Origin of the sequence: Pedobacter polaris, assembly GCF_005116505.1 — a bacterium.
Lineage (GTDB): Bacteria > Bacteroidota > Bacteroidia > Sphingobacteriales > Sphingobacteriaceae > Pedobacter > Pedobacter polaris.
This window is the reverse complement of the sequence record NZ_SWBR01000004.1, coordinates 106,772-118,768: the sequence shown is the minus strand read 5'-3', so window position 1 is coordinate 118,768 and position 11,997 is coordinate 106,772. Positions and strand designations below refer to the sequence as shown.

12 protein-coding genes are annotated in these 11,997 nt (G+C 33.7%); 1 reads left to right on the top strand and 11 read right to left on the bottom strand.

The window, feature by feature from the left end; translation table 11 throughout:
- Nucleotides 1-29: 29 nt before the first annotated feature.
- The 11 genes from FA048_RS15270 to FA048_RS15220 form a co-directional block, all read right to left on the bottom strand.
- Nucleotides 30-1,433 (bottom strand): efflux transporter outer membrane subunit, encoded by a 1,404-nt coding sequence (locus tag FA048_RS15270; RefSeq protein ID WP_136842666.1) that lies wholly within the window; start codon nucleotides 1,431-1,433, stop codon nucleotides 30-32.
- An 11-nt stretch (nucleotides 1,434-1,444) separates the two neighbouring features.
- Nucleotides 1,445-4,618 (bottom strand): efflux RND transporter permease subunit, encoded by a 3,174-nt coding sequence (locus tag FA048_RS15265; protein WP_136842663.1) that lies wholly within the window; start codon nucleotides 4,616-4,618, stop codon nucleotides 1,445-1,447.
- Between the two features lie 23 nt (nucleotides 4,619-4,641).
- On the bottom strand, nucleotides 4,642-5,826 hold the full coding sequence (locus FA048_RS15260) for an efflux RND transporter periplasmic adaptor subunit (RefSeq protein WP_136842661.1): 1,185 nt from the start codon (nucleotides 5,824-5,826) through the stop codon (nucleotides 4,642-4,644).
- 35 nt (nucleotides 5,827-5,861) lie between these two features.
- The gene (locus tag FA048_RS15255) at nucleotides 5,862-6,446 is read right to left on the bottom strand and encodes a TetR/AcrR family transcriptional regulator (RefSeq protein ID WP_136842659.1); all 585 of its coding nucleotides are present in this window, start codon (nucleotides 6,444-6,446) and stop codon (nucleotides 5,862-5,864) included.
- 296 nt (nucleotides 6,447-6,742) lie between these two features.
- A complete protein-coding gene (locus FA048_RS15250; RefSeq protein ID WP_169306885.1) occupies nucleotides 6,743-7,759 on the bottom strand; it encodes a WD40/YVTN/BNR-like repeat-containing protein in 1,017 nt (338 codons plus the stop codon).
- 43 nt (nucleotides 7,760-7,802) lie between these two features.
- Nucleotides 7,803-8,237 (bottom strand): DUF2147 domain-containing protein, encoded by a 435-nt coding sequence (locus FA048_RS15245; RefSeq protein ID WP_136842657.1) that lies wholly within the window; start codon nucleotides 8,235-8,237, stop codon nucleotides 7,803-7,805.
- Between the two features lie 101 nt (nucleotides 8,238-8,338).
- On the bottom strand, nucleotides 8,339-8,593 hold the full coding sequence (locus FA048_RS15240) for a hypothetical protein (protein WP_136842654.1): 255 nt from the start codon (nucleotides 8,591-8,593) through the stop codon (nucleotides 8,339-8,341).
- A 105-nt stretch (nucleotides 8,594-8,698) separates the two neighbouring features.
- Nucleotides 8,699-9,160: a VOC family protein gene (locus FA048_RS15235; RefSeq protein ID WP_317130525.1), complete on the bottom strand. Its 462-nt coding sequence runs from the start codon at nucleotides 9,158-9,160 to the stop codon at nucleotides 8,699-8,701.
- 25 nt (nucleotides 9,161-9,185) lie between these two features.
- Nucleotides 9,186-9,719 carry an SRPBCC family protein gene (locus tag FA048_RS15230; protein ID WP_136842651.1) on the bottom strand — a complete coding sequence of 178 codons (534 nt, stop codon included), beginning with the start codon at nucleotides 9,717-9,719 and terminating at the stop codon, nucleotides 9,186-9,188.
- A gap of 61 nt (nucleotides 9,720-9,780) precedes the next feature.
- Entirely contained in the window at nucleotides 9,781-10,296 is a 516-nt protein-coding gene (locus FA048_RS15225; RefSeq protein ID WP_136842648.1) for a DinB family protein, read from the bottom strand.
- Nucleotides 10,297-10,298: 2 nt separating this feature from the next.
- On the bottom strand, nucleotides 10,299-10,793 hold the full coding sequence (locus tag FA048_RS15220) for a DinB family protein (protein ID WP_136842646.1): 495 nt from the start codon (nucleotides 10,791-10,793) through the stop codon (nucleotides 10,299-10,301).
- Nucleotides 10,794-10,919: 126 nt separating this feature from the next.
- On the opposite strand from FA048_RS15220, the gene FA048_RS15215 reads away from it, so the two are divergent.
- Nucleotides 10,920-11,888 (top strand): GlxA family transcriptional regulator, encoded by a 969-nt coding sequence (locus FA048_RS15215; RefSeq protein ID WP_136842645.1) that lies wholly within the window; start codon nucleotides 10,920-10,922, stop codon nucleotides 11,886-11,888.
- Nucleotides 11,889-11,997: the final 109 nt, after the last annotated feature.

The window sequence follows — 11,997 nt, the reverse complement described above, 5'->3', positions numbered from 1 at the left end:
GCATCAATCAAACTTAAATCCTTAAAAGATTACTTCCAACCACCACCTAAGGCACGATATAAATTAACTACAGCTTGTAATTTTTGTAATTTATCGCTTACGCTGCTTAATTGAGCCGCTAGTAAGCTTTGCTCAGATGTTAACACATCAGTATAATTTGTGGCAGAACTGTAACGTAATAATTCTTGCGTAAAATCAACTGCTTTGGTTAAAGAAGCAATTTGTTTAGCTCTTGTAGTTTCTTTTTCTGTTGCAGTTTGGTAAGCGTATAAAGCATTAGAAACTTCTTGACCACTGGTTAAAAGCGTTTGTTGAAAAGTGTAAAATGCCTGTTGCTGTTGTGCTTGTGCAGTTGTTAAACGAGCTTTATTTTGTCCTTTCGCAAAAATTGGTTGGGTTAGACCCCCAACTAGGTTATAAAATACAGAATTGCTAAAGAAATCTTTCAATTGCAGAGAAGATAGACCACCACTCGCCGTTAATGTTAAAGCAGGATAAAAATAGGTTTTAGCTACATTTGTATTTTCAAAAGCAGCTCTAAAACTAAATTCAGCAGCTTGTACGTCTGGTCTATTTTGCAATAATTGAGCAGAAACTCCAGTTTGTAAATTGCTATAGGCAGATTGACTGTCTAAATCAGAACGAAGAATACTTCCTGGTGTTCTAGCTAATAAAATGTTTAAGGCATTTTCAGTTTCTCTAATGCTTCTTTTCAAATCAGGTATGGTAACTTCTGCAGCATATAAATTTGCTTCACTTTGTACCACAGCAGCTCCATTAACTTTAGCCCCTTCTTTTAGGGCTTTCATGGTTTCTACATTATTGGTTCTGCTTTTTATGGTTTGCAAAGTAATTGCCAACTGCTTATCTAAGGCCAATAGATTGTAATAAGTATTCGCAATGTTAGCGATTAACTGGGTTTGAACTGCTCTTTTTGCAGCATCAGTTTGTAGCAAACTTGCATAAGCAGAACGTTTTGCACTGCTTAATTTTCCCCAAATATCAGCCTCCCAACTTGTGCTCAATTGTGCTCTATACGTTTGTGTTTCGAGATTAATATTTACACCGGCAGGAAAGTTTAATGCTGCCTTAGATTGTTTTGCATCCGTTACCGATAAATCGCCTTGTAAGCTCGGCAATAATGCCGATTTGCTTTGTTGTAAAGTTGCTTGTGCAATTTTAATACGCTCAATTGCCTGTTTTAAATCTAAATTTTCATTTAAGCCCTGTTGTATTATAGTTTGCAACTTGGCATCTGTGAACAAATTTTTCCAGGGTAAATCTGCAATTGTTGTACTATCTGTTGTTTGCTGATCACGGTATAAATTCTCAGCTGTAACCTTTGGGCGTTCGTATTTTTGAGTTACGCAAGCACTTAAAGTTAATACAGCAAAGCCGATTATAAAAAGTGAATGTTTATATATTAATTTCATGTGTTTAATTATTAATGTTCGCGGTTATCAACTTCCGGAAATTCTAATGTTGGTTCTAAATCTACACGTTCATCAAAAGGAGATTTATTACTTATTTTCTCTTGTAAGGTTTGAAAAATGATAAACAGCGCAGGAATTACAAAAATTCCGAAAATTGTACCAATAAACATTCCTCCTACAGCACCTGTACCAATGGATTTATTTCCCGCAGCACCAACTCCTGTTGAAAGCATTAATGGCAATAAGCCCAATATAAATGCAAATGAAGTCATTAAAATAGGACGTAAACGAGCTGTTGCACCCTCTATTGCGGCATTAACAATCGTCATCCCCTTTTTCCTTCTATCTATAGCAAATTCTACAATTAAAATTGCATTCTTAGCCAGCAAACCAACGAGCATAATCAAAGTGATTTGTGTATAAATGTTATTATCAACTCCAAATATTTTGTCGAAAATAAAAACACCAGCTAATCCGATCGGTAAAGAGATTAACACTGCTAATGGCAAAATATAACTTTCATACTGTGCAGCAAGTAAGAAATAAACAAAAATTACACAGAGTAAAAAGATAAAAATAGTCTGATTACCGCCTGCCATTTCTTCACGTGATAAACCTGAGAATTCATAGCCATAGCCTGCTGGTAAATGTAATGCAGCTTCTTCTTGCACTGCTTTTAAAGCATCACCAGAACTAAAACCTGGTTTTGGTGCACCAGTTACGGCTATAGAAGTATATAAGTTAAAACGCGAGATTGCTTGCGGACCATAAACTTTTTCTAGGTTAATAAATTCGCTTACTGGAGCCATAACTCCCTTAGCATTACGAACAAATATGCTATTTAAACCTTCTTGGTTAGCACGATATTGTGCATCTGCCTGATACATTACCCTAAACTGCTTGCCAAATTTATTAAAGTTAGAAGCATAAACTCCACCATAATAACCTTGTAATACACTTAAAACATCAGTAACTGTTAAACCAGCTTGTTTAATTTTAGCCACATTTACATCTATTTGATATTGAGGAAAATTAGGATTAAATGAGGTTGATGCATATTGAATTTCTGGACGTTTTGATAGTGCAGCCAAAAAAGCATTTCCTACTTGATTAAAAGTATTAATATCACCTCCAGTTTTGTCTTGCAATTGGAATTCAAAACCTCCACTTGTACCAAAACCTTGAATAGTAGGTGGTGCAAAGAAAATAATTTTAGCTCCTTTAATACCTGCAGTTTTAGCAAATAACTCTCCAATAATAGCTTTAACATCTCTTTCTCGTTCATTCCATGGTTTTAAACGAGAAATTACCATACCATAAGAACTACCCGAGCCACTTATCATACTTCTTCCTACAATTCTTAAGGCGCTATTAACTTCCGGAATATCCCTTACAATTTTATCTATTTTGGTAATAATTACATTGGTTTCTTCTTGCGAAGTTCCTGCTGGTAAGGAGATATCAGACATAATTACACCCAAATCTTCATTTGGCACAAAACCTTTTGGGGTGGTATTCATCGTCCAGATTAAAATACCTGTAAATATTAAAATACCCAGCCCAGCAACCCATTTTTTATGAGATAAGAACGAAACCGATTTCTTATAACGGTTGGTCATTAAATCAAATGAGGTGTTAAAACCTACATAAAAACGTTGTAAAAAATTCTTCGGCTTTTCATGATCTTCTTTATGAGGTTTTAATAATAATGCACATAAGGCCGGACTTAACGTTAATGCATTAATGGCTGATAGAATAATTGCGATAGCCAACGTTAAACCAAACTGTTTATAAAACACCCCTGAAGAACCCTGGATAAAACTTACCGGAATAAAAACTGCAGCCATAACCAAAGTAATAGAAATTATTGCTCCCGTAATATCCTCCATCGCATCTACTGTTGCTTTTTTGGCCGATTTATAACCATGATCTAACTTGGCGTGTACCGCCTCGACGACCACAATAGCATCATCTACCACAATACCGATAGCTAGTACCAATGCAAATAAGGTTAACAAGTTAATGGTAAAACCAAAAAGGCTAAGGAAGAAAAATGTACCAATAATTGCTACGGGAACTGAAATTGCTGGGATTAATGTAGAACGAAAATCTTGAAGGAATATAAATACTACAATAAATACCAAAATGAAGGCTTCTATTAATGTATGTATTACTTTTTCAATAGAGGCATCTAAAAAATCATTCACATTCACTAAAGGGGTATAATGAATTCCTTTAGGGAAGGATTTTGAAGCTTCTTCTAGGGTTTTAATTGAGTTTTCAATTACTTCTTTTGCGTTAGAACCAGCGGTTTGGTTAATGGCAATACCTATACTAGAATTTCCATTATATTTTGAGGTACTTGCATAACTTAATGCACCCAGTTCTATACGGGCAATATCTTTTAAACGGAGCATTTGTCCGTTTGCATCTGCTTTGATAATAATATTGCTAAAATCATCCTCGCTTTTTAGCCTTCCTGTATATTTTATGGTATACTGAAAAGATTGATCTCCTTGTTCACCAAACTGACCAGGAGCAGCTTCTACATTTTGTTCTGCTAATGCTGCATTTACATCGGTTGGAATTAAGCCATAGGTAGCCATTACATCTGGCTTAAGCCAGATCCTCATGCTATAATCCATTTGTCCGAATGAACTTGCATCACCAACCCCAGTAATCCTTTTTATTTGTGGAATGATGTTGATATTAGCATAGTTCTGCAAAAACTTTTGGTCGTAACTAGGATTATCACTATGGATAACAAAAATTAAAACATTACTTGCTTGTCTTTTAGCTGTAACTACCCCAGAACGTGTAACTTCTGCTGGTAATAAACTACTTGCCCTTGCCACTCTGTTTTGCACATTTACAGCCGCTAAATCTGCATTTGTACCTAATTTAAAATTTACGGTAATTGTTGCAGATCCATCATTATTAGCGCTAGAAGTCATATAAGTCATGTCTTCTACCCCATTAATTTGTTCTTCGAGCGGTATAACCACACTGTTCATCACCACATCGGCATTTGCACCTTGGTAAGAGGCAGATACCTGTACCGTTGGCGGAGCTATTTCTGGATACTGAGAAACTGGCAATGTAATAAGCCCCAGTATACCAAGTATTACTATGATAATTGATATTACAGTTGATAAAACTGGTCTATCTATAAATTTCTTAAACATATAATTGATTTACAATTTTAGAATTACGATTTACGATTGCTTACTTTAATTTCAGCATAAACTGAATCAGCGTTTAACTCTTGAGGTTTAATTTTGGTTTTATCTTTTAAAGATTGGAAACCTTCTAGAACCACTTTATCGCCAGCCTTAAGCCCTTGTGTAACTACATAAAATTTCCCTTTCGTAACTCTCATTACTTCAATTGGTGTAGTCATCACTTTAGCAGAATCTCCTAAAACGTAAACAAATTTCTTTCCCTGTAGATCTGTAGTAGATTTTTGAGGAATTAAGATTACATCATTAATGTGTTGAGGTATACGAACCATTGCACTTGCACCATTTTTTAATATAGAATTTGCATTAGGAAAGGTTGCTCGCAAACTTGCAGATCCAGTACTTGTATTGATTTGTCCGTTAATTGATTCTATTTTCCCATTTTGAGCATATACATTTCCATCGGCTAATATTAAACTAACAGCAGGAATGTTTCTCATTTGTTCAGCTAAATTTTTTCCCTTGTAAGTATTCGAAAAATCTAATAGCTGTTTTTCATTTAAAGAGAAATAAGCATAAACTTTAGCCGTATTTGAAATTGTAGTTAAAGGTAATGCACTGGTGCCACTCACCAAACTTCCTGCTTTAAAAGGCAAACTACCTACAACTCCATCAACTGGACTTGTAATTCTGGTATAGCCTAAATTAACTTTTGCATTAACTAAAGCTGCTTTTGCCTGTGCTAATGCCGCCCTTCTACTCTGTAAAGTTAATTGAGCAGATTCTAATTCATATTTACTAATGATATCTTTATCTACAAGAGGTTTAGTTTTATTTACTTGTAATTGAGCTGCATTTACATCAGCTTCTGCGCTACTAATAGCAGCACTAGCAGTTCTAACCTGTTGCTCATATTGAGGTGCATTAATTGTAAACAACAATTGACCTTTTTTAACAACCGCACCTTCATCAACAAGAATTCTTTCAATATAGCCATCAACTTTTGGCCTAATATCTACATTCTGTATCCCTTGTATAACTGCAGGATAATCTGAATCAAGTGTGGTAGCTTGTGTACTTACTGCAAAAACCGGATATGGTTGTGGCATTGCTGCCATTGCAGCTGCTTGTGCAGCCTTTTCATCCTTGCCACCGCAAGAAGCTAGTAGGGCTCCAAGAAATAAAATTAGGGATAATTGGATTGTTGTTTTCATTTTATGTTGGGGTTACTTTTGTGTTTAATAGCTAATTATTGGTATATCATTTCGAAGATTAGTTTTTTTCTATCTTTCATTAATTTCAAATACTCTGCATCGTTAACATTATATATTGATTTGTTAAGACAATTGGTAATTAGTGGATAAGCCATCAGGGCGAATAAATTCATGCAAAACTGACGAGGATCCATCTTCTTGATCTTTCCCTTTTCCATCTCTGCACTTATTTCCTTTAAAAAAGCTTTCACCCTTATTTTCTTTTCTTCCGGAACAACTTTATCACCTCTATTTAATTCAGTTACCACATACATTTCTCGATAAGGGAATTTCATCGCCTGATCCATAAATACGGTGATCAATTGTTCTAATTTTTCTTTAAATTCTAATTTTGCAGAAAAAACAGTATCCATTACTGCCGACATTTCTGCCCTTGCTTCGGTTGCTACTTGTTCAAATAATATATCCCTAGATCTAAAATAATAGTTTAGCAATGTTCTATTTACTCCTGCCGCATCGGCAATATCTTGAGTTGTTGCATGTAATTTTCCCTCAGAAAAAAAGATGCGTTTTGCCGTATCTTTAATTAACTGTTCTGTACCTGTATCTCTCTGCCCCATTTACAATTATGTTTAACATTTTTGTTAAACGACAAAAGTAGAGATATGTTTGAATTGAAAAAGATTCTATCGAAAATGTAGCTGATTTATGACAATAAGTTGATAAAGGATCATACTTGTGGGCACACAACGTCATTCCCGCGTAGGCGGGAATCTTAAAGCGATAGAAATTGTGATTTGCATTACAATAACCAATCGAGTTAGGTATGATGAGCTAGTAATAGAAGTACAAGAAATATTTCAAGCCGACTTGCAAATCAAGAAATTTATTTTTTTGCGATAACGAAAGAGAAAATCTACCAAATTAATTGATAGATGTTACCTTTATTTCCTGTGAGTAAAACAAGATTACCTTTTTTTGCCTTTTGTAAAGCATTAAAATTTTGCGTTGAAATATTAGACCAGGTGTTGCCTCCATCTAACGAATAATCGGTTCCTGAAGAACCTGTTGCAAAACAAATTTTATCGCTAAAGTATTCTACCGCAGAGCGATAACCCAATACTGGTTTCAATGGTTTTTCCCAAGTTTTGCCACCATTTTTAGTCACTAAAACATTGTTGGTACTTTCTTTATCCTTTAAATAATTACCACCAACAACAATTCCATTTTTAGCATCATAAAAAGCTATAGAAAATGGACCAGTGCTACTTTCTCCTTGTATAATTGGGCAAGGATAAACTTTCCATTTATTGCCATAATTACTCGAATAATAAATATTTGATGTAGAACCTCCGCTTGCTACCCAAACTTTACCCTCTGGAGCTGTTCTTATGGTTGTTCCACTTGCAGCAAAACCAGCTTCTCCAACTTTAAGCTCTTGCTTTAATTTTGAAGAAATATCTTGCCAACTCAAGCCACCATCTGATGTTTTTAGAAGTTGCATTTTATTATGAATAGGATCACCAAAAATTATCCCTTCCTGATTATTCCAAAATGCCATTCCATCTAAAAATATTGCTGAATCGGTATTTTTATATACCTGCGACCAGTTCTTACCCCCATCATTTGTGGTTAAAATATAAGCTGGCGAACCTGCATTTACTATAATTGCTTTTAGCTTATCAAATGCTTCAATGTCTCTAAAATCTAGTTTTTCGTAACCTTTGGGTTGCATCCATTCCCATGTTTTACCTCCATCTAATGTTTTACCCACATACCCATTATTACCACTAACCCAGGCAACAGAGTCTGAAAGAACCGATAAACCACGCATACTTATATTTTTACCAGTAGCTAATTGCTTTAGTGTAAAATTTTGTGCAAAGCTGATGATTGGAAAAAGTAGTAGCGATAGGATGATGCTTTTTTTCATAGTTGGGGATATTATTTTAGTAAATAGCATGGCGTAAGAAAGTTTATTTTACCCTCTTCCAAATCTCTGTTCTACCAATTAGCGAAATACCGATATAGCCTCTCATGTTCAATTGATTTAATCCTACCAGGGTTATGTTACCACTATATATTTTACCAGTTTTAGGGTCATAAACTTTACCATCAACATATTTGCCATCCTCAAAAACAAAATCTCTAACAATCTCTAAACCTATAATTGGTTTAGCTCTTAAGCCAGCATTTGGGTTCTTAACGTCAGTTTTAGGTTTTCCTTTTTCATCATTTGGCTCTTTAATCCAGCTTAATTTACCATAGAATTTATCGCCTTTTTTAAAAACTTCTATTTGGCCTTCGCCTGTAGAATTAAGCCATTTTCCTAAAATATCATCTTTTTTTTGTGCAAACGCTGTTGATGTAAACGCAATAAATAAAAACAAGGAAACTAATTTCTTTAACATATCAATAGGTTAATGTGTTTTCTAAAGTTAACAATTACGTTTCTAAAAAGAAATTTCATTCCTAAGATGAATAGAAAATGACATTATTCTATAATAAAAAATTACTTATTGATAAATGGAGTAACTACAGGTTGAAAATCATCAACCAAAATTTCGGCATGAAATCCATTTTGCTTTAGCAGTGAGATAATCGGTTCAGCCATTACCGAACCTGTCAGGTATTCGACCCTTAAAATAAGGTCACAATCCTCTAAATCGAAATTTGCAATATAACCATCAAAATTTTCTTGTATCTGTACAATTAGCGCTTTTGCATCTTCGCAGTTTTTTACATCTGTTTTAAAAACTTCGACCATATTATTTATTGTTTAAATAAGCCTATTAACCGCTAGATAAGTTCATTATTTAGATGGTTAATAGGTTAAATCGTTACAAGATTTTGTGTTTTCCTTTTAGCCGCTTTAAGATTTATTGTTTTTACCATCATATTCAGCATTATAACTGATCATCCATTGCGTTCCATATTTATCAGTTAACATGCCATAATAATCTCCCCAAAACATATCCTGCAAAGGCATTTGCACTTTCCCTCCTTCACTTAAACCTTTAAAAATTCTATCAGAATCTTCTCTACTGTCTGTACTTATGCAAAGCGATAAATTTGTTCCTGTTTTAACTTGCTCCATATTTGATGGCACATCTGTTCCCATTAACATGGTAGAACCAATGTTTAAAGCGATATGCATAATTTTATTGCTTTCTGATTCTGGCACTTCATCCACGCATCCTTCACTATTATTCTCCCCACTTGGAATGTCTTTAAAGCGTTGTAAGACAATAAACTCACCACCAAAAACTGATTTGTAAAAATTGAAAACTTCTTCGGTATTACCATTAAAGTTTAAATACGGATTTACTAACATAATTTTTATTTTTTGATTGATATTACTAAATAGTTTCTAGGATTCCTTTTACATTTACTAAGCTTTTTTGCATGTCTTTACCTAATAATCCATCAATTATTAAATTCATCAGATTAAGTGGGAATTTATTTTTTCCAATCATCTGCCATTTAAGACTAGTTTCATTTTCTGAAACAGGGGTTGTAGTAAAGTAAGTCTGTCCTATGTTTTCAAATGGTTTTTCAAATCTGATTTCAATATTTAAACCTTTCCCATTGTTAATTTCCTTAATTTCTTGCTCACCTTTTCCTGCTTGTTTATTTCCTTCCCAAGCACTTACAAAACCCTTAGTACCATCAATACCCATGTAATCAATTTTCACATTAGGATCTTTCATTACCCATACATTATACTTTTCTTGATTTTTTATCAATTTCACATAATCAAAAACTACTTGGGTGGATTTATTGATTACAATTTCACGTTCAATAGCATATTCTTTTTTTGTAATTAGCGCTAGAAATAATAGAAATGCAATAAGAATTGCAAATACCAGAAGGATGGTTAAAAGTACTGTCATTTTAAATGTGTTAATATTAAGGTGAGCCGATTTGGTAATTAATTAGTTTTCTAATGGTGATTTAAGCTATTTTTAGAAATCTATAGATTTCATTTAGCTGATGATTATGTCTTTGTGTATGATAAATCACAAAATAAATAGCTTCATATCTTGTAAAAAAACCATAACCTGGTATTTCAAAACCTAAGCAAGTTTTTGTTAAATCTAGCGCATCAATTTCATGAACTATTGCTTCTTTTATGCTCCTTATTTTGGTAGTTAACTGTTCTTTATCATAGTCTTTCATTTTGGGTAAAATAAAATCTGGAGATTTCATCTTAATTCCAAAATTTAAAAAATCTGCTTTAACTCTTGGCTTCAATTCATCAAAGGGCCTTTCGGTATCTTTTACCTCTCCTTTTAAAATATGTTCAAATCCATCGCTAGCTAAAACAACATGTCTTACAACTTGCCCAGGTGTCCAACTCTCAGCAAAAGGAACAGTATTAAAATTCTGATCATCAAATAGATGAATTGAGTTTTCGAAAGCAGAAAACACCTTGATAAAATCGTTTTTAACTTCTTCTTTATTGATCATATTTACATGTATTTAATTGCATCATATCCAAGTAATCTACGCCATAGTGCAATTTGACCAATGCAGTTTGCTTCGCGATAAATATCAAAGGAAACCATCTCAAATACCGGAAAACTCATTCCAGGATATTCTAAAACCTTGTCTAATTGTTCTTCTGTAGCATTTACAAGTTTCTCTCGTAAGATTGGTGTGATCTTTTTCCAATCTTTCTCATATGCTGCCAACGAAGGATATTTGGCTGTATCCTGAATACCTTTATGGTCTTTAAAAAGGTCATCTGCCTCTGCTTTTAAGGTTAATCCGAAAATATTAGCCAGTTCATATCTTTCTTGCACCAAACTTCCAGCAAGCCAAGCTATGTGATTTGCCTTTGTATTTAGTCGTTGTTGAGCATCATCATCACTAATACCATCTATTGCATTGCAATAATAATTGGTGTGCATGTCAAACAATATTAAGAGTGCATACATTCTGTTACTTACCGGTTTCGTTTCCATATTTTTTTTAATTTTTGGTTACACTAAGTTAAAACAACTTAGCATGTAACTTGCTTGCTATAAAAGTCAACATTAGGGGGCATTTAAGACAAATAATTATATCTTTAAAAACTAACTGTTTTTAACATGAAAAAAATAGCTGTTTTATTAAGTAAAAACTATAAATTATTAAGTGTTGCTGCTATATTAGAAGTTTTTGAAACTGTAAATAAATTTCATTTAGCCAACAATGAAGAAAAACCCTTTCTAATTAAACTTTTAGCATCGCCAGAAGAAGCAGCAAAAAATAACGAGGCATTTGGCTATCCATTACTTGCTATAAATACTCCAGAAGTAATGGATTTGATATTACTTCCAGCTTTTACTACCGAAAATATGCCTCAAACCATACAAACAAATTCGGCTTGTATACCTCATCTTATTAAACAATATAACCAAGGTGCAAGTATTGGCACATTTTGTACTGGTGCTTTTTTATTGGGTGCTAGTGGTTTATTAAATGGAAAAATTGCCACAACACATGTTGATGCAAGCAGTGGCTTTGCAATTGCTTTCCCCGAAGTAAAACTAAAAGCAGATAAAACAGTTACACAAGATGGCAGACTATATACAAGTGGCGGCGCTACATCTTCATTCCATTTATTACTGCATTTGATACAAGAGTTTTGCGGAAAAGAAATGGCCATTAAAACTGCTAAAGTTTTTGCTATTGATATGGATAGAGACAGACAATCTTATTTTAGCACTTTTCAACCTTCTAGAAACCACAATGATGATTTAGTAGCTATAGCACAAGAAAAAATTGAAAGTAACTACCATGATACTGCTACAATTGAGGAACTGATTAAAGATATCCCATCCAGCAGACGAAACATTGTGAGACGATTTAAACAGATTACAGGTATTACTCCAATTGAATATTTGCAACAAACGCGCATTGAGGCCGCTAAAAAACTATTGGAAAGAACTGCTCAACAAATGAGCGAGATAATTTTTCATTCTGGCTATAGCGACCCTAAAGCTTTTAGAAAAATCTTTAAAAAGAGCGTTGGAATGACACCTTCACAGTATAGGGAGAAATTTCAGGTGAGGTAAATTACCACACAACTTATCGCCTTAATTAATTAACCTATTTAACTTCTTTTAGGAATGCTATTTAATGTTAATCTTAAAACAAAAGGCATATTGTTGTGTTTTACCTTTC

Bases quoted from the DNA above. Each gene is read 5' to 3' on its own strand.
- FA048_RS15265 (WP_136842663.1), bottom strand. From the start codon at position 4,618: ATGTTTAAGAAATTTATAGATAGACCAGTTTTATCAACTGTAATATCA.
- FA048_RS15270 (WP_136842666.1), bottom strand. From the start codon at position 1,433: ATGAAATTAATATATAAACATTCACTTTTTATAATCGGCTTTGCTGTA.
- FA048_RS15225 (WP_136842648.1), bottom strand. From the start codon at position 10,296: ATGATCAATAAAGAAGAAGTTAAAAACGATTTTATCAAGGTGTTTTCT.
- FA048_RS15220 (WP_136842646.1), bottom strand. From the start codon at position 10,793: ATGGAAACGAAACCGGTAAGTAACAGAATGTATGCACTCTTAATATTG.
- FA048_RS15215 (WP_136842645.1), top strand. From the start codon at position 10,920: ATGAAAAAAATAGCTGTTTTATTAAGTAAAAACTATAAATTATTAAGT.
- FA048_RS15235 (WP_317130525.1), bottom strand. From the start codon at position 9,160: ATGTTAGTAAATCCGTATTTAAACTTTAATGGTAATACCGAAGAAGTT.
- FA048_RS15245 (WP_136842657.1), bottom strand. From the start codon at position 8,237: ATGTTAAAGAAATTAGTTTCCTTGTTTTTATTTATTGCGTTTACATCA.
- FA048_RS15240 (WP_136842654.1), bottom strand. From the start codon at position 8,593: ATGGTCGAAGTTTTTAAAACAGATGTAAAAAACTGCGAAGATGCAAAA.
- FA048_RS15255 (WP_136842659.1), bottom strand. From the start codon at position 6,446: ATGGGGCAGAGAGATACAGGTACAGAACAGTTAATTAAAGATACGGCA.
- FA048_RS15250 (WP_169306885.1), bottom strand. From the start codon at position 7,759: ATGAAAAAAAGCATCATCCTATCGCTACTACTTTTTCCAATCATCAGC.
- FA048_RS15260 (WP_136842661.1), bottom strand. From the start codon at position 5,826: ATGAAAACAACAATCCAATTATCCCTAATTTTATTTCTTGGAGCCCTA.
- FA048_RS15230 (WP_136842651.1), bottom strand. From the start codon at position 9,719: ATGACAGTACTTTTAACCATCCTTCTGGTATTTGCAATTCTTATTGCA.